Annotated in this window: 20 protein-coding genes; 8 read left to right on the top strand and 12 right to left on the bottom strand. The window is 75.0% G+C overall.

Annotation, left to right across the window (positions count from 1 at the left end; translation table 11 throughout):
* Positions 1 to 100 precede the first annotated feature (100 nt).
* The 3 genes from ACI789_RS01650 to ilvA all read right to left on the bottom strand — a co-directional run bounded on the left by ACI789_RS01650 (position 101) and on the right by ilvA (position 3,280).
* Positions 101 to 1,069, bottom strand: a complete 969-nt coding sequence (locus tag ACI789_RS01650) for an ABC transporter substrate-binding protein (RefSeq protein WP_457006402.1) — start codon at positions 1,067 to 1,069, stop codon at positions 101 to 103.
* A 43-nt stretch (positions 1,070 to 1,112) separates the two neighbouring features.
* A complete protein-coding gene (locus ACI789_RS01645; RefSeq protein ID WP_457006401.1) occupies positions 1,113 to 1,820 on the bottom strand; it encodes a class II aldolase/adducin family protein in 708 nt (235 codons plus the stop codon).
* A 146-nt stretch (positions 1,821 to 1,966) separates the two neighbouring features.
* Entirely contained in the window at positions 1,967 to 3,280 is a 1,314-nt protein-coding gene (gene ilvA / locus ACI789_RS01640) for a threonine ammonia-lyase IlvA (protein WP_457006400.1), read from the bottom strand.
* 89 nt (positions 3,281 to 3,369) lie between these two features.
* On the opposite strand from ilvA, the gene ACI789_RS01635 reads away from it, so the two are divergent.
* On the top strand, positions 3,370 to 3,912 hold the full coding sequence (locus ACI789_RS01635) for an NAD(P)H-dependent oxidoreductase (RefSeq protein WP_457006399.1): 543 nt from the start codon (positions 3,370 to 3,372) through the stop codon (positions 3,910 to 3,912).
* Positions 3,913 to 3,945: 33 nt separating this feature from the next.
* On the opposite strand, the gene ACI789_RS01630 is transcribed toward ACI789_RS01635, so the two are convergent.
* Positions 3,946 to 4,686, bottom strand: a complete 741-nt coding sequence (locus tag ACI789_RS01630; RefSeq protein WP_457006398.1) for an IclR family transcriptional regulator — start codon at positions 4,684 to 4,686, stop codon at positions 3,946 to 3,948.
* Between the two features lie 113 nt (positions 4,687 to 4,799).
* Here ACI789_RS01630 and ACI789_RS01625 point away from each other — a divergent pair, with 113 nt between their 5' ends.
* The 5 genes from ACI789_RS01625 (at position 4,800) to ACI789_RS01605 (ending at position 9,476) form a co-directional block, all read left to right on the top strand.
* The gene (locus ACI789_RS01625) at positions 4,800 to 5,948 is read left to right on the top strand and encodes a cupin domain-containing protein (RefSeq protein ID WP_457006397.1); all 1,149 of its coding nucleotides are present in this window, start codon (positions 4,800 to 4,802) and stop codon (positions 5,946 to 5,948) included.
* Complete coding sequence (locus ACI789_RS01620; RefSeq protein ID WP_457006396.1) at positions 5,945 to 6,799, top strand: fumarylacetoacetate hydrolase family protein; 855 nt, start codon at positions 5,945 to 5,947, stop codon at positions 6,797 to 6,799. The genes ACI789_RS01625 and ACI789_RS01620 overlap by 4 nt, the downstream gene beginning before the upstream one ends.
* A complete protein-coding gene (locus tag ACI789_RS01615; protein ID WP_457006395.1) occupies positions 6,799 to 8,037 on the top strand; it encodes an FAD-dependent monooxygenase in 1,239 nt (412 codons plus the stop codon). The genes ACI789_RS01620 and ACI789_RS01615 overlap by 1 nt, the downstream gene beginning before the upstream one ends.
* Positions 8,038 to 8,186: 149 nt before the next feature.
* Positions 8,187 to 8,672 (top strand): DUF1707 SHOCT-like domain-containing protein, encoded by a 486-nt coding sequence (locus ACI789_RS01610; RefSeq protein WP_457006394.1) that lies wholly within the window; start codon positions 8,187 to 8,189, stop codon positions 8,670 to 8,672.
* Between the two features lie 27 nt (positions 8,673 to 8,699).
* Complete coding sequence (locus ACI789_RS01605; protein ID WP_457006393.1) at positions 8,700 to 9,476, top strand: SDR family oxidoreductase; 777 nt, start codon at positions 8,700 to 8,702, stop codon at positions 9,474 to 9,476.
* A 10-nt stretch (positions 9,477 to 9,486) separates the two neighbouring features.
* Here ACI789_RS01605 and ACI789_RS01600 read toward each other — a convergent pair whose 3' ends face one another.
* On the bottom strand, positions 9,487 to 11,280 hold the full coding sequence (locus ACI789_RS01600; RefSeq protein ID WP_457006392.1) for a glycoside hydrolase family 15 protein: 1,794 nt from the start codon (positions 11,278 to 11,280) through the stop codon (positions 9,487 to 9,489).
* Positions 11,281 to 11,354: 74 nt separating this feature from the next.
* Entirely contained in the window at positions 11,355 to 11,921 is a 567-nt protein-coding gene (locus ACI789_RS01595) for an AAA family ATPase (RefSeq protein WP_457006391.1), read from the bottom strand.
* A 250-nt stretch (positions 11,922 to 12,171) separates the two neighbouring features.
* Between ACI789_RS01595 and ACI789_RS01590 the strand changes: the two genes are divergently transcribed.
* Positions 12,172 to 12,765, top strand: coding sequence for a PadR family transcriptional regulator (locus tag ACI789_RS01590; RefSeq protein ID WP_457006390.1), 594 nt, complete (start codon positions 12,172 to 12,174; stop codon positions 12,763 to 12,765).
* A gap of 82 nt (positions 12,766 to 12,847) precedes the next feature.
* Here the strand turns inward: ACI789_RS01590 and ACI789_RS01585 are convergent, their stop codons facing one another.
* The 6 genes from ACI789_RS01585 to ACI789_RS01560 all read right to left on the bottom strand — a co-directional run bounded on the left by ACI789_RS01585 (position 12,848) and on the right by ACI789_RS01560 (position 18,383).
* The gene (locus ACI789_RS01585) at positions 12,848 to 13,807 is read right to left on the bottom strand and encodes a VOC family protein (protein WP_457006389.1); all 960 of its coding nucleotides are present in this window, start codon (positions 13,805 to 13,807) and stop codon (positions 12,848 to 12,850) included.
* A 206-nt stretch (positions 13,808 to 14,013) separates the two neighbouring features.
* Complete coding sequence (locus ACI789_RS01580) at positions 14,014 to 15,033, bottom strand: amidohydrolase family protein (protein WP_457006388.1); 1,020 nt, start codon at positions 15,031 to 15,033, stop codon at positions 14,014 to 14,016.
* A gap of 40 nt (positions 15,034 to 15,073) precedes the next feature.
* The gene (locus tag ACI789_RS01575) at positions 15,074 to 15,850 is read right to left on the bottom strand and encodes a DUF1932 domain-containing protein (protein ID WP_457006387.1); all 777 of its coding nucleotides are present in this window, start codon (positions 15,848 to 15,850) and stop codon (positions 15,074 to 15,076) included.
* Positions 15,847 to 16,953: a 4-oxalomesaconate tautomerase gene (locus ACI789_RS01570; protein ID WP_457006386.1), complete on the bottom strand. Its 1,107-nt coding sequence runs from the start codon at positions 16,951 to 16,953 to the stop codon at positions 15,847 to 15,849. Before ACI789_RS01570 ends, ACI789_RS01575 begins: the two co-directional genes overlap by 4 nt.
* Complete coding sequence (locus ACI789_RS01565) at positions 16,946 to 17,656, bottom strand: 4-carboxy-4-hydroxy-2-oxoadipate aldolase/oxaloacetate decarboxylase (protein WP_457006385.1); 711 nt, start codon at positions 17,654 to 17,656, stop codon at positions 16,946 to 16,948. Before ACI789_RS01565 ends, ACI789_RS01570 begins: the two co-directional genes overlap by 8 nt.
* Before the next feature lie 82 nt (positions 17,657 to 17,738).
* On the bottom strand, positions 17,739 to 18,383 hold the full coding sequence (locus ACI789_RS01560) for a GntR family transcriptional regulator (protein WP_457006384.1): 645 nt from the start codon (positions 18,381 to 18,383) through the stop codon (positions 17,739 to 17,741).
* A gap of 135 nt (positions 18,384 to 18,518) precedes the next feature.
* On the opposite strand from ACI789_RS01560, the gene ACI789_RS01555 reads away from it, so the two are divergent.
* The gene (locus ACI789_RS01555; protein WP_457006383.1) at positions 18,519 to 19,409 is read left to right on the top strand and encodes a LysR family transcriptional regulator; all 891 of its coding nucleotides are present in this window, start codon (positions 18,519 to 18,521) and stop codon (positions 19,407 to 19,409) included.
* Position 19,410: the final 1 nt, after the last annotated feature.

Raw genomic sequence — 19,410 nt, 5'->3', positions numbered from 1 at the left:
CCCCCCCCCCCCCCCCCCCCCCCCCCCCCCCCCCCCCCCCCCCCCCCCCCCCCCCCCCCCCCCCCCCCCCCCCCCCCTCTCGTCCGGCGGGACGTGCTGCTCAGGGGAGCAACTGGTCCAGGTCGGGCTCCTTCGAGAGGGTCCCGTACTCGGTCGCCTTCTGCCCGAGCAGCGCCATCGCCTCCTCGCTGAACTCCGTGCGGAAGGTCGGGATGACGATCCGTTCGAGCACGGCGGGGTCGATCTCGGTGTAGGTGCCGGTGATCCGGCGGACCTCGTCCGGGTTCTGCTGCGCGAACTCCAGCGACTCGTTCATGGCCCGCTGGAATGCCGCGACCAGCTCCGGGTCCTCCTGCATCAACTGCCGTGAGGTGAACACGCAGGAGATGTCGAGCTCGGGGTGGAAGTCGGAGAAGTTGTAGGAGAGCACGCGGGCACCGGCGTCGACCGCCTCGGTGAGGAACGGGTCGAGGATCCACGCGGCGTCGACCTGACCGGTCTGCAGCGCCGCCGGGGCGTCGGGGAACGGGATCTCGACGAACTCGACGGCCTGCGGGTCGCCGCCGGCCTCCTCGACGACGGCGCGGATCGTCGTGTCGCCGATGTTGTTCAGCGTGTTCACCGAGACCGACTTGCCGGCCAGGTCGGCCATCGACTGGATCGGCGAGTCCGCCGCGACGACCACGGCGCCGAAGTCGGGGTTGCCGGCGGTGGAGTTCGCGTTCGTGATGCAGGTCAGGGGCAGCCCCTGGTCGACGGCGATCATCGTCGAGAGCACGTTGCCGCGGCCGAACTGGTAGTCCCCGGAGACCACGCTGGGGACGACGACCGCACCGCCCGAGGCGCTCTCGATGGTCAGGTCGATCCCCACGGCCTCGAAGAAGCCCTGGTCGACGCCCAGGTAGAGCGGCGCGGAGTCGACGATCGGCTGGGTGCCGATGGTGACGGGGGTCAGCCCGCCGTCGGCTCCCCCTCCCCCGCCGCCGGCGTCGTCGGAGCCGCCACAGGCGGCGAGGGTGAGCAGTGCGGCGGCACCGGCGGCGACGGCGCGCGCCCTGGCTGCGGTCACGGTCGAACTCCTTCGTGCGACGGGGGACGGGGGTGCGGCGAGGTCACCGGACGCGGTCGCGCCAGAAACCCCAGGCGCGGGCGATCTGCGGGGTGATGGTGGCCACCGTGGCGGCGGCCTCCTCGTCGGTGAGGTACGTCGGCTCCCCCAGGCGCAGGGCCTCGGCCTGGACGCCGGCGTTCACCTCGGTGTAGACGGCCCGGTAGACGGCCTCCGGCAGCGTCGCGCCCACCGTGGTGGACCCGTGGCCGCGCATGAGCACCACCGAGGCCGGCCCCAGGGACGCCGCCAGGGTGGCACCGGACCCGGCGTCGCGGATCAGGAGGTCCGACGCCGGCCCGAGGGTGTCCCGGGCCTCGAAGACGGGGACCTGCGGCGCGAGGAAGCCGGCCATGTGCAGGACCGGCCGCAGCGGCGTCGTGGACACACCGAACGGGATGACCGCCGGCGAGTGGCTGTGCACGACGGCGGAGACGTCGGGGCGGGCCCGGTAGATCTCGGCGTGGATCCACAGCTCGAGGTAGGAGGGCCGCGGGTCGTCCGTCGTCCCGTCGAGGGTGATCCGCTGGACGTCGTCGGGCTGCACCAGCCCCGGGGCGAGGTTGCGCGACAGCAGGAACGCGCCGGGGTCGTCGGCGCACCGGACGCTGACGTGCCCGAAGCCGTCGAGGATGCGCTGGTCGACGAGGATCTGGTTGGCCTCGGCCAGTGCCCTCCGCTGGTCCTCGGCCTGCTCGCCCTGATCCGGCACGTGGCCCTCCCTGCTCGTCGTCGCGCTACCGAGCGGATCGTGACCCACGGCACATCGTTTTCCGCAGCGGATTCTGCACAACAGAATGCGCCCGCGATCCGCCGGGCGCCGCCCGCGACGAGCCGACCGGCGGCCCGACCCCGGGCTCAGACCAGGAACCGGTAGGCGGTCGTCCCCGGGGCGAGGTGCTGGATGCGCAGCGGGCTGGCCTCGATCCGGCGCAGCAGGGCGGGGAAGTCCGCCGCGCTGCCCAGCTCGATGCCGGTCAGCGCCGCGCCGGTCTCCCGGTTGTCCCGCTTGACGTACTCGAACAGCACGATGTCGTCGTCCGGACCGAGGACCTCGTCGAGGAACCGCCGCAGCGCCCCCGGCTCCTGGGGGAACTCGATCAGGAAGTAGTGCTTGAGGCCGCGGTGCACCAGCGACCGCTCGACGACCTCCGCGTAGCGGCTCACGTCGTTGTTGCCGCCGGAGAGCAGGCACACCACCGTCTGCCCCGGCTCGACCGTCACCAGCCCGCCGGCCAGCGCGGCCGTGGCCAGCGCCCCGGCGGGCTCGGCGATGACGCCGTCGACCTGGTAGAGGTCGAGCATCTCGGTGCAGATCTGCCCCTCGGCCACCGCGACCAGCTCCGCGCCCGAGTCGCGGACGAGCGGGAAGGTCACGTCACCCACCCGGCGGACGGCCGCACCGTCGACGAAGGTGTCCATGTCCGCCAGCTCCACCGGCTGCCCCGCGGCCAGCGCGGCGGCCATGCTCGCCGCACCGGTCGGCTCGACGCCCACCACCCGGGTGGCGGGGCCGTGCGCCCGCAGCCAGGTCGCGCAGCCGGCCAGCAGTCCCCCACCGCCGACCGGGAGGACGACGACGTCCGGCGGCTGCGGCAACTGCTCGAGGACCTCCACCGCCACCGTCGCCTGACCCACGACGGTCGGCAGCGCGTCGAACGCCGGCACCAGGGTGGCCCCGCCCGCGCGGGCGGCGGCGAGCGCGGCGGCGGCCGCCTCGTCGTAGGAGTCGCCGGTCACGACCAGCTCGACCACCTCCCCGCCGAGGGCGGCGATGCGGTCCCGCTTCTGCCGGGGCGTGGTGCCGGGGACGAACACCTTGCCGCGCACCCCCAGGGCCCGGCAGGCGTACGCCACCCCCTGCCCGTGGTTGCCGGCGCTGGCGCAGACCACGCCGGCCGTCCGCGCGGCCTCGTCGAGCTGGCTGATCGTGTTGTACGCGCCGCGGACCTTGTAGGAGCGGCCGACCTGCAGGTCCTCGCGCTTGAGCCACACGTCGGCGCCGGTCGCGGCCGACAGCCGGGCGTTGCGCTGCAGCGGCGTGCGCTCGGCCACGCCGGCCAGCCGACGGGCGGCCGCGCGGACCTCGGCGGGGAAGCCGTCGGCGGGGACCGCCGAGGACGTCGGCGGGGCATCGACGCGGAGTGCCGGACCGGGGGTCGCAGAGGTCACGGGACCATCCTGACGAGCACCGCGCGCCGCCCTAGCCTCGGGACGTCGGGGCCGTGCCACCGGGCACCGCCCCCGGACCTGGAGGCGCGATGACGACGATCGTCGGACTGGCAGGCGGGCCCGAGACCGGAGGCCGGACCAGCACCGCGATCGCGGCCGTCCTCGCCGGGGCGGAGGAGTCCGGCGCCCGCGTGTCCGCCCTGGAGCTCAGCGCCGTGACGCAGGCCGAGGTGGTCGCCGCGGTCGAGGCCGCCGACGCCGTCGTCGTCGGCAGCCCGGTGTACCGGGCCACCTACAGCGCCCTGCTCAAGGGCGTCCTCGAGCGCCTCGAGCGCGGCACGTGGGGCGAGACGACCGCGCCGCTGCAGGGCAAGGCCGCCGCGGTCGTGCTCACCGGCGCCAGCGGCTCCCACTTCCTCGCCGTCAACGACCTGCGCGACGTGCTCGCCGGCTTCTTCGCCGTCCAGGTGCTGGCGCCGGGGCTCTACCTCGACCACGGCGGGTACGTCGACCGCACCACGCTCACCGAGGACAGCGCCGCGCTGGCGGCCGCGCACGGGGCGGCGCTGCACGACCTCACCGTCGCCGTCCGGTCCTCCCCGGCGCTCGGTGCGCTGCGGCCGCAGGTCTGACCGCCGCCGCGGGCCGGTGACCGCGGGGCCGGGTCAGGTCAGGGCGAGGTCGCGGGCCACGGCGGCGGCGGTCGAGGCCAGCGCGGAGCTCCACACCGGCAGCCGGTCGCGGGAGTAGCGGGCCGTCGGCACGGCCAGGGACAGCGCGGCGCGCGCGGCACCGGCGGGGTCGGGCACCGCCACACCGATCGCCGTCAGCCCGGTCTCGGTCTCCTGGTCGTTGACCGCGAAGCCGCGCCGCCGGATCGTGCGCAGCTCCCGCTCCAGCCGCGCGGACGACGCCTCGTCCAGCCCGGCCACGGCGGCGGCGAGCTGCTCGCGGCCGAGGGTGGCCAGCGCCGCCTTGCCCCCGGAGCTCTGGTGCGCCGGGAGCGTGCGGCCGGTGCGGTCGCCGACGCGCAGGACCTGGTCGCACTCCACGGTCGCGACGAAGCGCACCTCCGCGCCGGCCAGGACCATCACGTTGGCCGTCTCGCCCAGCGCGTCGACCAGCCGCCGCAGGTGCGGCACCGCGACCTCGCGCAGCCGGGCGGCGGGCTCCTGCGGCACGGGACCGCTGCGCAGCACGGGCCCGGCGCCGTACCGGCGGTCGGGCAACTGCTCGGCGAAGTCGCGGTAGACGAGCATCCCGAGCAGCCGGTGCGCCGTCGACACCGAGACCCCCAGGCGCTCGGCGGCGTCGGTCACCCGCATCGCCCCCTCCTGCTGCAGGAGGGTGGCCAGGAGCAGGGCCGAGTCGACCGACGCGATCGCGTACGCAGGGCGGTTCTTCACAACAGAAAATGGTATCCCCTGCTGCGGAAAATCGGGACGCTGGAGGACGCGGACCACCGGGGAGGGCGACGTCCCCCCGACTCGACCACCGCCGTACGGGAGGTACCCCTGTCATGACGCAGCAACTCGCCTCGCCGGTCTCGCTGACCGCTGTCGACTCCCCCGACCAGCCGACGCCGACGCCGGAGCTGGAGGAGCTGTACCGCGGCTTCGAGCAGGAGCTGCTCGTCCCGCTGTGGACCGAGATCGGCGACCTCATGCCGGTGCACCCCCGGTCGCGCGCCGTGCCGCACGTGTGGCGCTGGCAGAACCTGCTGCAGCTAGCCGACCGCGCCGGCTCGCTGGTCCCGGTGGGGCGCGGCGGCGAGCGGCGGGCCATCGCGCTGGCCAACCCGGCGCTGGGCGGCAAGCCCTACGCCACCCCGACGCTGTGGGCCGCCATCCAGTACCTCATGCCCGGCGAGGACGCCCCCGAGCACCGGCACACCCAGCACGCGTTCCGCTTCGTCGTCGAGGGCGAGGGCGTGTGGACCGTGGTCGGCCGCGACCCGGTGCCGATGAACCGCGGCGACTTCCTGCCGCAGGCCGGGTGGAACTGGCACGCCCACCACAACGCCGCGAGCCGGCCGATGGCCTGGATCGACGGGCTGGACATCCCCTTCCAGTACAACTCCGAGTCGCAGTTCTTCGAGTTCGGCCGCGACCGGATCAGCGACGAGGAGAAGACGACGCCGGAGCGGTCGCGGTCGCAGCGGCTGTGGGGCCACCCCGGCCTGCGCCCGGTGTCCGCGCCCGGCGCCACCCCCGGCACGCCGCTGCTCAACTACCGGTGGGCCGACACCGACGCGGCGCTCACCGACCAGCTCGAACTGGAGGCCGAGGGCGCGCCCGGCGTGGTCGAGCCCGGCCACGCCGCGGTCCGCTACACCAACCCGACCACCGGCGGCGACGTGCTGCCGACCATCCGCGCCGAGGTGCACCGCGTCCGCAGCGGCACCGAGACCGCGCCCCGGCGCGAGGCCGGCTCCTCGGTCTTTCAGGTGTTCGACGGCACCGGCACGGTGACCGTGGGCGAGGCCTCCTGGCGGGTGGAGCGCGGCGACCTGTTCGTCGTCCCCTCCTGGCAGCCGCTGTCGGTCCGCTCCGAGGCCGGCCCCAGCGACTCCGACTCCGGCGCGCTGGACCTGTTCCGGTTCAGCGACACCCCGATCTTCGAGGCCCTGCACCTCGACCGCGTCCACGTGGAGGACACGCCCCGATGAAGCTGGCCACCATCCGCACCCTCGACGGCGCCACCCGCGCGGTCCGGGTCGACGACGACCGCCTCGTCGACCTCGGGGCCGACGACCTGGGCGCGTTCCTCGCCGACCCGGGCTGGGAGGAGCGGGCTGCCGCCGCGTCCGGGGAGGTGTCCCACTCCCGGGGCGCGGCGTTCGCGCCGGTCGTCCCGCGGCCGGGCAAGGTCGTCTGCGTCGGGCTCAACTACCGCAACCACATCCTCGAGATGGGCCGGGACCTGCCCGAGTACCCGACGCTGTTCTCCAAGTTCGCCGACACCCTCGTCGGGGCCAACGACGACATCGTCAAGCCGCCGGAGACCACCGAGTTCGACTGGGAGTGCGAGCTGGCCGTGGTCATCGGCGCGCCGGTCCGCCGGGCCACCGGAGCGCAGGCCGAGGCGGCGATCGCCGGGTTCTCGGTGCTCAACGACGTGACCTGCCGCGACTGGCAGTTCCGCACCCGCGAGTGGCTGCAGGGCAAGAACTGGGAGGCGACCACCCCGCTGGGCCCCTACCTGGTCACCCCCGACGAGCTGCCCGGCGGCGTCCGCCCGAAGCTGGAGATCAGCACGCGGATCGACGGCGAGACGGTGCAGGAGGACACCACCGGCGACCTGCTGTTCGACCCGGTCACGCTGGTCGAGTACGTGTCCACGATCGCCACCCTGCGGCCGGGCGACGTCATCGCCACCGGGACACCCGGCGGTGTCGGCCACGCGCGCAAGCCGGCCCGCTACCTGGAGGTCGGGCAGCGCCTGACCACGGAGGTCAGCGGCCTGGGGCGGTGCGAGAACACGATCGTCGCCGACCCGGTGGCCCTCGAGGGGATCTGATGACCACCACTCCCGACGTCCTGGTCGTCGGCGGCGGCATCGGCGGGCTGGCCAACGCCCTGGCGCTGTCCCGCACGGGGCTGCGGGTGCGCGTCCTCGAGCGCGCGTCGGAGTTCGGCGAGGTCGGCGCCGGCCTGCAGATCGCCCCCAACTGCACCCGCATCCTCGAGTCCTGGGGGCTGCTCGACGAGGTGCTCTCCCTCGGCGTGCAGCCGGAGAACCTGGTGATGAAGGACGCCGTCGACGGCTCGGTGCTCACCCGCCTCGACCTGGCCGACGCCCGGCAGCGGTACGGCTCCCCGTACGTCGTCATCCACCGCAGCGACCTGCACGGCACGCTGCTGCGGGCCTGCCGCGCCGCCGGCGTGGACCTGGTCAACGACGTGCAGGTGACCGGCTACGAGCACGTGGACGGCGGCGTCACGGTGGTCTCCGCCGGCGGCCGGGAGACCGCACCCGTCGTCCTCGCCGCCGACGGCCTGTACTCCGTGGCCCGCAGGCTGATCAGCGACGACCGGCCGGTCAGCTCCGCCTACGTCGCCTACCGCGGCGCGATCCCCGCCGAGCAGGTCGCGGAGGCCGACGTCTCGATGAGCGACGTCGTGCTCTACGTCGGCCCGCACTGCCACTTCGTGCAGTACCCGCTGCGCCGGGGCGAGATGTTCAACCAGGTGGCGGTGTTCCGGTCGCCCAAGGCGCTGGCCGGCGAGGAGGACTGGGGCACCCCCGACGAGCTGGACGCCGCCTTCGCCGGCGCCTGCGACCAGGTGCGGGCCGGCCTGCCGCTGATGTGGCGCGACCGGTGGTGGCGGATGTACGACCGCGACCCGATCCCGCACTGGGTCCAGGGCCGGCTGGCGCTGACCGGGGACGCCGCCCACCCGCCGCTGCAGTACCTCGCGCAGGGTGCGGTGATGGCGATCGAGGACGCCTGGGTGCTGTCCGAGCACGTCGGCGCGCAGCTGGCGGAGGGGCGGCTGGACTGGGACGCCGCGCTCGCCGCCTACGACGCGGTGCGCCCCGAGCACTGCCGGCGGGTGCTGACCACCGCCCGCGCCTGGGGCGAGCTGTGGCACCTCACCGGCGCGGAGCGGGAGGCCCGCAACCACCTCCTGCGGGAGCGCGACGTCCACGACTACGGCTTCGTGGACTGGCTCTACGGGCCCACGGCGCTGACCCCCGAGCAGGAGCCGCCGATGTTCACCCCGCAGCCGCTGTCCGCGCCGGTCGGCGCCTGACCGCACGGCACGAGGCCCCTGCCCGGCACACCCGCCGGGCAGGGGCCTCGTGCCGTTTCCGGACCGGCGTGCGCCGGGACCCGCCCGCACCCCCCGGTGCGGGTGCACCCTGGGCCCCTCTCCACGTCGCGCCACCGGGAGGAGCAGCCATGCCACCCCTGATCGACCTGGACACCGCGGCCCAGGCCGCACCGCGGATGCGCGCCTCGGACGCCGACCGCCTGGCCACCGTCACGCAGTTGCAGGACGCCGTGGCCCGCGGACTGCTCACGCCCGACGAGGGCAGCGAGCGGATGGCCGAGGCGTTCGCCGCCGTCCACCGGGACGACCTCGGCCCGCTCACCGAGGACCTCCCGCCGGCGCCCGCCCCGCGCACGGCGCCGGGCTGGCGCTCGCTCGGGTCGCTCGCCGCGGAGCAGGTGCGGGCCTCCCTGACCTCCTCCGTCACCGGCCGGCTGCGGGCGGCGCGGGTGGCCGTCGTGCTCGTCGTCGCCGCCCTGTTCCTCCTCTTCGTCGGGGCCCTGAGTGGGGCCGCGATGTCGGACGACGGCAGCGGCGGGGGCGGCGGTTGGAGCGAGGACTGGGGCCACCACGGCGGCTGGGACGACGACGAGGACGACTGGGACGACGACTGACCCCACGCCTGCCAGACTCGCCGACCGGTGTCCCGAGCGTTCCCGGAGGTGTCGGCGGTGGGCCGGAGGGTGTGCGTGGTGACCGGGGGCGGCCGTGGCATCGGCGCGGCCACGAGCCTGCGGCTGGCCCGCGACGGCTGGGACGTGTGCCTGTCCTGGACCAGCCGCGAGGAGCCGGCCGAGGAGGTGGCCGAGGCCTGCCGGGCGGCCGGCGGGCAGGCCGTCGCCGTCCGGGCCGACGTGTCCAGGGAGCCCGACGTGCTCGGCCTGTTCGACACCGCGGCCACGCTCGGCCCCGTGCGGGGGCTGGTGAACAACGCGGGGGCGCTCGGCCTGCAGTCGCGGGTCGAGGACCTCGACGCGGCCCGCATCGAGCGCACGCTGGCGGTCAACACGCTCGGGGCGTTCCTGTGCGCCCGCGAGGCGGTCCGGGCGATGTCCACCCGGCACGGCGGGGACGGCGGCGGGATCGTCAACGTCTCCTCGCGGGCCGCCGTCCTGGGCGGCGCGGAGGAGTACGTGGACTACGCGGCCGCGAAGGCCGCCGTCGACGCGCTCACGGTCGGGCTGGCCAAGGAGGTCGCGGCCGACGGGATCCGCGTGAACTCGGTGCGGCCCGGGCTCATCCGCACCGACATCCACGCGTCGGGCGGGGAGCCGGGGAGGGTGGACCGGCTGGCGCCGACGGTGCCGATGCGCCGTGGCGGGGACCCCGAGGAGGTGGCCGCCGTCGTCGCCTGGCTGCTCTCCCCGGAGGCCTCCTACGTGACGGCGACCGTCGTCGACGTGGCCGGCGGCCGCTGAGCGGGGGAGGTCAGGAGCCGCCGAGCGCGCGGTCGAGGTTCACCGCGGCGCTGATCAGCGCCAGGTGGGTGAACGCCTGGGGGAAGTTGCCCAGCGCCTCCCCGGAGGGGCCGATCTCCTCGGCGTAGAGGCCGACGTGGTTGGCGTAGGTGAGCATCTTCTCGAACACCATCCGGGCCTCCTTGACCCGACCGGCCCGGGTCAGCGCCTCCACGTACCAGAACGAGCAGAGGTTGAAGGTCCCCTCGCTGCCGGTCAGCCCGTCGTGGCCGGTCATGGCGTACCGGTGCACGAGGCTGTCGGAGACGAGTTGCTCGCCGATCCGGTCCAGGGTGGAGAGGAAGCGCGGATCGGTGGGGCCGGCGAACTTCACCAGCGGCATGCACAGCAGCGACGCGTCCAGGGCGGTGCTGCCCGGGTGCATGACGTAGGCGCCGATCCGCGGGTCCCAGCACTCGTCCTGCACGAAGCGGTAGGCGGCGCCGGCCAGCTTGCGCCACCTCGACACCGGCGCGGGCAGGCCGCGGTCGCGGGCCAGCCGGCCGGCCCGCTCGAAGGCCACCCAGGTCATCAGCGCCGAGTAGGTGAACCGCTGCCGCGGCCCCCGGACCTCCCACACCCCCTCGTCGGGCTCCTCCCAGTGGTCGGCCAGCCAGTCGAGGCGCTTGGAGAGCCCCGTCCACAGGTCGTAGGAGATCGGGACCTCGCGGTTGTAGAGCCAGACCGAGTCCATCAGCTCGCCGTACACGTCGATCTGCCGCTGGCCGACGGCGTTGTTGCCGATCCGCACCGGCGCCGACCCGCGGTAGCCCTCGAGGTGGTCGAGCACCGTCTCGGGCAGGTGCTCGCTGCCGTCGACCGCGTACATGATCATGACGTCGCGCTCCGGCGTCGCGGCCTCGCAGCGCTGCTGGATCCACTCCATGAAGGCCGCGGCCTCCTCCAGGAAGCCCAGCGTCATCAGCGCGTAGGTGGTGAAGGCGGCGTCGCGCAGCCAGGCGTAGCGGTAGTCCCAGTTGCGGCTGCCGCCGAGCTCCTCCGGCAGCGAGGTCGTCGGCGCGGCGACCAGCGCGCCGGTGGGGTGGTAGACGAGCAGCTTGAGGGTGAGGGCGGACCGCTGCACCATCTCCCGCCAGCGGCCGCGGTAGCGGGACTGCGCCAGCCAGCGCTGCCAGAACTGCGAGGTCTCCTCGAAGTGCCGGTCGGTCTCCCCCGCCTGCAGCGGCCGCACCTCGCCGCGCCACTCGAGCTCGAAGTCGACCGTCTCGCCCGCGTCGAGGGTGAACGTCGCGCCCACTCCCCCGCCGTCCTCGACCTTGAGCGGCACCGGCGTGCGCAGCACGCAGGTGCCGGCGGCCGACCGGAACACCGCACCCACGCCCTCCACGACGTCGACGGTGTGCGTCGCCCGCCCGTAGTCGAAGGCCGGGGTGCAGGACAGCTCGAAGGTGGCCCGCCCGCGGACGGCGCGCGCCTGCCGGACCAGCAGGTCGCGCGGCGCGGCACTGCTGCTGGTCTCGGGGACCATGAAGTCGACGACCTCGCCCACCGCGTCGGCGGCGAGGAACCGGGTCATGAGGATGTTGGTGTCGGGCAGGTACAGCTGCTTGGGCCGCGCCGCCGTCCGGCAGGACAGCGCGAACGAGCCGCCGCGCTCGGCGTCCAGCAGCGCCGCGAACAGCGACGGAGCGTCGAAGCGGCCCGGGCAGTACCAGTCGATGGTGCCGTCGGTGCCCACCAGCGCGGTGGTGCGCAGGTCGCCGATGACCGCGTGCTCCTCGATGGGCAGGTAGCCGCGCGTCACGCCGTCGTCCCCCGCCCGGTGGTGCCCACCTCCTCACGGTCCCCCGGCGACGTGTCGCCCCTGTTGACCCGCTGTTACGGAGTCCACGCGCCCAGGACCTCGGCGAGGCTCGTCCGGCCGGCCCGCTCCCGGTCGATGCGGCGCACCTCCCCCGGACCCGGGTCCTGCAACAGCCGCGCCCACCGGGCGGCGTGCCGGCGCATCCGGCGGGCCGGTATCCGCCGTCCGCGGGCGGCCTGCCCGCTCTCGGCCAGCTCCCGGGGCACGTCGAGGAGCACCAGGCGCACCGACCGGCCGGCCCGCCCGGCGGCCCACAGCACGGCGGCGCGCCAGGTCCGGCTGGTCCACGGGTCGGTGAGGACGACGACCGGCGCCGGCCCGCCGACGCCGCGCAGGACCCGCACCCGGTGCCGGAGGTGGACCCACGGGCGCAGCAGGCGGTAGGGCAGTCGCAGCGGGTTGCGCAGCCGGGCGGCGACCTGCTCGGAGTCGTAGGCCGCCACCCCGGGGACGCCGGGACCCAGCAGCCGCCGCAGCAGCGTCGTCTTGCCGCTGCCGGGCAGGCCGGCGACGACGACCAGGACGCGGTCGTCGCCGGCCACGGGCCGCGCCGGCGCGGTCGGGGCGGGTGCGGTGGGCATGGGCGCCTCCTCGGTCGAGGACGACGGTGCACGCCCCTCCTCGACGGATCCGGTGCGGCGGCTGGGCGGTCGCTGTGAACACGTCGGGGCGCTGCCGCCCGTTCCCCGGGCGCCGGACCCGGGACGTCGTCGCCGTCCGCGCGCTGCGGCGGAGTCGGCGACCGTCCCGCGGGGTCCGGTTCCGACAGCTCCTTGACAGATGACAGTAACGATGTATCGTTACTGTCATCCGATACGACAGGAGGACAGCATGAGACCCATGCGAGACCACGACGGCCGGCACCCCGGCCTGCGCCACCACCACCCCCGCCACGGCGCCTTCGGGCCGCCCGACGGCCCCCCGCGGCCGCACCGCCGCGGCGGCCGGGGACGCGCCCCGCGCGGCGACGTCCGCACCGCGGTCCTGCTGCTGCTGGCCCAGGAGCCCATGCACGGCTACCAGCTGATGCAGGCCATCGCCGAGCGCAGCGGCGGGCGCTGGAGCCCGAGCCCGGGGGCCATCTACCCGACCATCGCCCAGCTCGAGGACGAGGGCCTGGTGACGGTCACCGCCGAGGCCGGCCGCAAGCTCGTGACGCTCACCGACGCCGGCCGCGAGCACCTGGAGTCCCGGCAGCAGACCTGGCCCGACCCGTTCGCCGGCCGCGGCGAGGCGGGCCCGGGCGACGACCTGCCCGGCCTGGTGCACCAGCTGCACGGCGCCGTCCGCGAGGTCGCCCGCACCGGCACCGACGCCCAGCGCGCCGCGGCGGCGCGGGTCCTGGCCGACGCCCGCCGGTCGATCTACCTGCTGCTCGCCGAGGGACCCGAGACCCCCGGGGAGCCCGAGACACCCGGCTCGTGACCGGCCGGCAGGGCCCGCAACGGCACCGACGCCCCTCCCGCGGCTGCGGGAGGGGCGTCGGTGCGGAAGGGGTGCCGGGCGGTCAGTGCCCCGGGGTGTCGACCGGCGGGGTGCCGTGGGTGTGGAAGGTCTCGATCGTCTTGAGCCCCCAGGCCTGACCCTTGGCCCGCTCGGCCTCGGTCCAGTCGACCGGCTGCCAGTCGGGGGCCAGCATCACCCGCGCGCCGGCGTTGCACAGCTCGATCCGGTTGCCGCCGGGCTCCCAGACGTAGAGGAAGAACGTCTGCTGGATGGCGTGCTTGTGCGGCCCGGTCTCGATGTGCACGCCCTGCTCGAGGGCGATGTCGGCGGCGCGCAGGATGCCGTCGCGGGTGTCCACGGCGAAGGCGATGTGGTGCAGCCGGCCGGGGGTCTGCGTCCAGTCGCGGGTGTAGACCGCGTCGTAGGTCTTGTTGGTGAAGGTGGTCCAGCTGCCGGCGACGGTGCCGTCGTCCAGCACGATCTGCTCGGTGACCAGCGCACCGAGGGTGTCGCGCAGGAAGTCCCGGTTCACCACCGGCTCCACGCCGAGGTAGTTGATGTGGTCCAGCCGGCGCACGGCGACCCCGGAGGAGGGGTAGGCCTGGGCCTGGTTCTTCAGCGCCGGCCTGAGCTCGGCCGGCGGGGTGTACCACTCCGACTCGTAGTACAGCCCCAGCTCGTGACCGTCGGGGTCGGTGAACACGTAGGTCGGCCCGTACCCCGGGTCGCCGTCCTGCCAGCCGACCCCCCGCCCGGTCGCCTCGATCTCCTCGACCCGGCGCTCGAGCGCCTCGGGGCTGGCCGCGCGCAGGTTCGTCCGGCCGACGCCGGAGGTGCGGTGCGCGGTGAGCTTGATGGTGGCCTGCTCGTAGTCGTCCCACGCCCGGAGGTAGACCGAGTCGCCCGACGACCCGTTCTCCGTCATCCCCAGGTACCGGGTGAAGAACTCGACGCTCTCCTCCAGCACCGGGGTGCGCAGCTCGACGTGGGCCAGGTGGGCGATCTCGTGCAGCGGGGGCATGACCTCTCCAGTCGACGATCCGGGGTGCGGGGACGGGCCGGCCGACCCGGGGGTCGTGGCTCGCGTCACTCGCCGAGTCTGCGAGAGGCCCAGCGACCAGTCCAACGCCATGGTGTGGCCGCAGCGATCGCGGCGCGCGATCGGCCACGGCCGCGACGACCGCGCCGGGGTGGCCGCCTCGCACGCACGGCGGCCACCCCCTGCGCTCAGCGGCCGCGGGCCTCCAGGGCGGCGTTGAGCCGCGGGTACACCCGGCGGACGTTGCCCTCGAAGACCTTCGTGCGGTCCTCCGGCGTCAGGTCGAGCGCCTCGACGTAGCGCCGGGTGTCGTCGAAGAACTGCCCGGTGCGCGGGTCGATCCCCCGGACGGCGCCGACCATCTCCGAGCCGAACAGGATGTTGTCGATGTCGATGACGTCGAAGAGCAGGTCGATGCCCGGCTGGTGGTAGACGCAGGTGTCGAAGAAGACGTTGCCCATCACCGCCTCCTCGACGGCGGGCCGGTCGAGCATGTCGGCCAGCCCGCGGAAGCGGCCCCAGTGGTAGGGCACGGCCCCGCCGCCGTGCGGGATGACGAACCGCAGGTCGGGGAAGTCCTTGAACAGGTCGGCCTGGACGAACTGCATGAACGCCGTCGTGTCGGCGTTGAGGTAGTGCGACCCGGTCGCGTGGAAGTTCCGGTTGGTCACCGCGGACACGTGGACCATGGCCGGGACGTCGAGCTCGACCATGGCCTCGTAGAACGGGTACCAGCTGCGGTCGGTCAGCGGCGCCGACGTCCAGGAGCCGCCGCTGGGGTCGGGGTTGAGGTTGCACCCGACGAAACCGAGCTCCTCGACGCACCGGCGCAGCTCGGCCACCGAGTTGCCGATCGGGACCCCGGGCGACTGCGGCAGCTGGCAGACCCCGATGAAGTTGTCCGGGTAGAGCTCCACGACCCGGGCGATGAGGTCGTTGTTGACCTGGGCCCAGCGGGTGCTCACCGCCTCGTCGCCCAGGTGGTGACCCATCGCCGAGGCGCGCGGCGAGAAGACGGTGAGGTCGATGCCCCGCTCGCTCATCAGCCGCAGCTGGCTGCCCTCGATCGTCTCGCGGATCTCGTCGTCGGAGATCTGCGGGTAGGCGGGCGGCTCCGCGCCGGCGGCGAACGCCTGCTCCTGCTCCGTGCGCCACGCGGTGTGCGGCGCCGGCGCGGTCGTGTAGTGGCCGTGGCAGTCGATGATCATGCGGTCTCTCCTCGCGTGGGGGTGGGGGGCGCCGTGCCGCTCAGCTGTCCTGCCGGTCGCGCAGCTCGACGAGCAGGTCGCGGGCGGCCGCGGCGATCCGGGGCGGCACGCCGAGCTCGGTGAGCTGGTCGGTGGCGGCGGTCATCTCGTCGGCGCGGCGCCGGGCGTGCCGGTGGGTGCCGTCGACGAGCCGGTCGATGGTGCGCTCGTCGAAGCCGGCCAGCTCCGCGCTGATGTTGCCGCGCAGCCAGTCGGCGCAGCCGGCGGCCTCGGCCGCGGCGAGCGCCTCGACCACCGCGGCGGCCAGCCCCTTGTAGAAGACGCTGCGCAGCAGCTTGCGGGAGATCGCCTCCCCGGCCGGGCCGGGCTGGATCGTCACCGAGATCCCGAAGCCGGCCAGGAGCTGGGCGTAGCGCTCCGCGCCCTCGCCGGAGACCAGCATCGGGGTGCGCAGCCCCTTGCCGGGCACCGGCGACATCAGCGCGACATCGACGACCGGGACGTCGCGGCCGGCCAGCTGCTCCACCAGGGCGGCCTTCACCCCGGGGGACGCGGTGTTCAGGTCGGCCCAGACCGTGCCGGGACGCAGCGCCGGCAGGGCGTTGACCAGCGCCGTGACCGCGTCGTGCGAGCTGTTCGCGCTGAGCACCAGGTCGGCGTCGGCGACCGCCTCGGCCTCGCTGCCGCGCGGCTGCACCCCTTCGACCACGATCCCCTTGGGGTCGTAGCCCCGGACGTCGGCGCCGGCCGCGACGAGGTCGCGGCCGATCTCCGACCCCGCCTCGCCCAGCCCGAGGAGCGCGATGCGGGCGGTCACCGGGCACCCGCCGCGGCACGCGGGAACGCCGTCCCGTCGAACAGCTTGCGCGCCGTCCGCACGACCCCGGAGCGCACCACCCGCGGCGGGGTGGCCGCGGCGTCGACGACGACGTCGACCAGCAGGTGGCCGGTGGGGTGCTCGACGTCGACCTGCGACCGACCGGCGTCCCAGGCGGCGGTGAGCTCGTGCCCGACCGCCCCGGGCAGGAGCAGGCCGGTCGCCACGCTCACCGCGGCCAGCACGCCGATCGAGGTGTGCGGCTGCACGGGGATGAACGACCGGGTGCACACCTGGCCGCCGTCCCGGGCGGGGGCGACCAGCACGGTCTTGGGCACCGACGAGCGGCTCACGTCCCCGAGGCCCATGAGCTGCCCGGCCTTGGTGCGCAGCGCGTCGACCCGCTCGAGCAGCGCGGTGTCGGCGGCCAGCTGCTCGTGCGGCTCGTAGCCGGTCAGCCCGAGGGACTCCGCCGTCGCGACGACCACCGGCATGCCGTTGTCGACGCAGGTGACCTCGACCCCGTCGACGGTGTCGCGGAGGTGGCCGGTGGGCAGCAGGCTGCCGGTCGCCGACCCCTCGGTGTCGGTGAAGGCGAGCACCACGGGCGCGGCCGTCCCCGGCACGCCGGCGATCTCGACGTCGCCGCGGTACTCGACCCGACCGCCCGGGGTGGGGAACGTGGCGACCGCGACGCTGTCGGAGTTGACCATCCGGATCCGCACGGTGGTCTCCTCCGCGCCGGCGGGCACCAGGCCGCGCTCGACCGCGAACGGCCCGACGCCGGCCAGGATGTTGCCGCAGTTCTGCTGCGTGCTGACGGTGGCCTCGTCCACCCCCAGCTGCAGGAACAGGTAGTCGACGTCGGCATCCGGGTGCTCCGACGGCCCGACGACGGCGACCTTGCTGGTCAGCGACGTCCCGCCGCCCAGCCCGTCGATCTGCCGCGGGTCGGGGGTGCCCATCAGCCGCAGCAGCAGGTCGTCGCGGGCGGCGGGGTCGGCGGGCAGGTCGCCCGGCTCGAAGAACAGCCCCCGGGACGTGCCGCCGCGCAGCATCGTGCAGCGGACGCCGGCGTCGTCGTAGCCGGAGGCGTCAGTCACCGCCGGCCACCTTCCGGTACTCCTCGTAGGTCACGTACTCGATGCCGAACTCCGGCAGCCGCTCCCGCAGGCCGTAGCGGTCCAGGCCCAGCTGCCCCTCCTGGAAGGCGGCGCGAGCGGCGGCCTCCTTGTCCAGACGGGCCTGCGAGGCGGTCAGCGCGCGGGCGACGTCGGCCCGGGGCACCACCATCACGCCGTCGTCGTCACCCAGCACGACGTCGCCGGGGTGGATCGTCTGGCCGCCCAGGACGACCGGCACGTTGACCGCGCCGGCGGTGGCCTTGACCGAGCCCTGCGCGCTGATCGCCCGCGACCAGGCGGGGAAGCCCATCTCGCGCAGCTCGGCGACGTCGCGGACGCCGCTGGCCAGGATCACGCCCCGCACGCCGCGGCGGGCCAGCGCGGTGGCGAACAGCTCGCCGAACAGCCCGTCGGTGGACGGCGAGTTGGTGGCCACCACGAGGACGTCGCCGGCCCGGCACTGCTCGACGGCGACGTGGATCATCAGGTTGTCCCCGGGCCAGCAGACGACCGTGACGGCGGTGCCGCCGATCCGCGCGCCCGGCCACGCCGGCCGGTACTCGGGGCCGAGGTAGCCGACCCGGCCCAGCGCCTCGTGCACGGTGGCCACGCCGAAGGTGCCCAGCTTCTCGGCCTCGCCGGCGTCCGCCCGGGGCGGGTCGGTGACGACGACGGTCCTCATGCCGTCACCGCCGGGGCGACGGCGCGCTTCGCGGAGTGGGAGTGGGACACGGACGGCTCCTCGGGGGTGGGGGGACGGGACATCAGTCGGCGACGGACTCGGTGAGGGCGGCGACGACGCTGTGGAGGTGGCTGCGCGCCGCCGACTCGGCGGCCGGCGGGTCGCGGTCGGCGATGGCGTCGACGACCTGCCGGAGCTCGGCGAGGGACTGCTGCGCGCGGCCGGGCCGCAGTGACAGCTGGAACTGGTGGCGCACGATCTGCGCCTGCAGGCGCTCGATCAGCCGGCCGGCCGTGGCCTGCCGCGCGGCCTCGCGGATGAGCGCGTGCAACTGGGCGACGAGGGCGGAGTACTCCAGCAGGTCGCCGTCGGCCACGGCCTGCCGCATGCGCTCGCACTGGTCGCGCAGCCGGTCGACCTCGGCCTCGGTGACGCACTCGGCGGCCTTCGCGGCCAGCAGGCCCTCGAGCACGGCGCGGCACTCGGTGATCTCGATCGCCTCGGCGACGGAGACCGTGCGGACCCGGGCGCCGCGGTTGGGGATCCGCTCGACCAGCCCGTCGGCGATGAGCGCGTCGAGCGCCAGGCGGACGGCGTTGCGGCTCACGCCGAACCCCTCGGCGAGGTCGGCCTCGACGAGCCGGTGCCCCGGCGGCAGGTCGCCGCGGGTGATGGCGTGCCGCAGCCGGCTCTCGGCTGCGACGCGGCCGTGCGCCCCGTCCTCCATGCGACCTCCCGTGACCTCTGCCGACCACCCTAAACCCGTCGACAAGATTGTCAACAATCCTGTCGACGGTGACGACCCACGGCCTCCGCCACACTGTCGACCGCGTCGATGCGGCCCCACTGATCGGAGACGGCGATGGATCTGCGCCAGCTGGAGTACGTCGTGGCCGTGGCCGACGAGCGCAGCTTCACCCGGGCGGCCGCCCGCTGCCACGTCGTCCAGTCGGCGCTCAGCGCCCAGGTCGCCCGGCTCGAGCGGGAGCTGGGCGTGACCCTGTTCCACCGCACCAGCCGCTCGGTCCGGCTGGCCCCCGCCGGGGAGCTGCTCCTCCCCCACGCCCGGGCCCTGCTCCGGGGCGCCGAGGTGGCCCGGGCCGAGCTGGACGCCTTCGCCGGGGTCGTCACCGGGCGGCTGCGGCTGGGCATGGTCGGCACGGCCGGGAGGGGGGTGCCCCTGGTCGAGCAGACCCTGCTGGCGTTCCACGAGCGGCACCCCGCGGTGGAGATCGCCGTCCAGGACACCGGGAGCCGGAGCATGGCCGAGCAGGTCCGCACCGGGGACCTGGACCTGGCCTTCGTCGGCCTGTTCGGCGACCAGGTCCCACCCGGCGTCGTCCACCACCTGCTCGCCGACGAGCCCCTGGTGGCCGTCGTCGCGCGCACCCACCCCCTCGCCGGGCGCGCCGGCGTCTCGCTGCGGGAGCTGGCCGCGACCGGTCCGTTCGTGGAGATGCCCGACGAGTCCGGCCTGCGCCTGCAGGCCGACGCGGCCTTCGCCCGCGCCGGCGTCGAGCGGGCGCTCGCCTTCGAGCTCGGCACCTCCGAGGCCGTCGCCCGGTTCGCGGGGCTCGGCTTCGGCGCCGGGCTGGTGCCCGCGTCGACGGCCGCGCAGGTGCCCGGCGTCGCCGTCCTGCCCGTCGACGACGCCGCGGCGCGGCACCCCATCGGGCTGGTGCACCGGGCCCCCGCACCCTCGACGCCCAGCGCCCGCGCGTTCGTCGACCTGCTCCTCGGCGAGGCCGGCTGAC

Source organism: Geodermatophilus sp. SYSU D00965, assembly GCF_054050075.1.
Note: the sequence above shows the minus strand (reverse complement) of the source record. Positions and strands in the feature narration are given on the sequence as shown.

Bases quoted from the DNA above. Each gene is read 5' to 3' on its own strand.
- ACI789_RS01635 (WP_457006399.1), top strand. From the start codon at position 3,370: ATGACGACGATCGTCGGACTGGCAGGCGGGCCCGAGACCGGAGGCCGG.
- ACI789_RS01625 (WP_457006397.1), top strand. From the start codon at position 4,800: ATGACGCAGCAACTCGCCTCGCCGGTCTCGCTGACCGCTGTCGACTCC.
- ACI789_RS01620 (WP_457006396.1), top strand. From the start codon at position 5,945: ATGAAGCTGGCCACCATCCGCACCCTCGACGGCGCCACCCGCGCGGTC.
- ACI789_RS01615 (WP_457006395.1), top strand. From the start codon at position 6,799: ATGACCACCACTCCCGACGTCCTGGTCGTCGGCGGCGGCATCGGCGGG.
- ACI789_RS01610 (WP_457006394.1), top strand. From the start codon at position 8,187: ATGCCACCCCTGATCGACCTGGACACCGCGGCCCAGGCCGCACCGCGG.
- ACI789_RS01595 (WP_457006391.1), bottom strand. From the start codon at position 11,921: ATGCCCACCGCACCCGCCCCGACCGCGCCGGCGCGGCCCGTGGCCGGC.
- ACI789_RS01590 (WP_457006390.1), top strand. From the start codon at position 12,172: ATGAGACCCATGCGAGACCACGACGGCCGGCACCCCGGCCTGCGCCAC.
- ACI789_RS01585 (WP_457006389.1), bottom strand. From the start codon at position 13,807: ATGCCCCCGCTGCACGAGATCGCCCACCTGGCCCACGTCGAGCTGCGC.
- ACI789_RS01580 (WP_457006388.1), bottom strand. From the start codon at position 15,033: ATGATCATCGACTGCCACGGCCACTACACGACCGCGCCGGCGCCGCAC.
- ACI789_RS01565 (WP_457006385.1), bottom strand. From the start codon at position 17,656: ATGAGGACCGTCGTCGTCACCGACCCGCCCCGGGCGGACGCCGGCGAG.
- ACI789_RS01560 (WP_457006384.1), bottom strand. From the start codon at position 18,383: ATGGAGGACGGGGCGCACGGCCGCGTCGCAGCCGAGAGCCGGCTGCGG.
- ACI789_RS01555 (WP_457006383.1), top strand. From the start codon at position 18,519: ATGGATCTGCGCCAGCTGGAGTACGTCGTGGCCGTGGCCGACGAGCGC.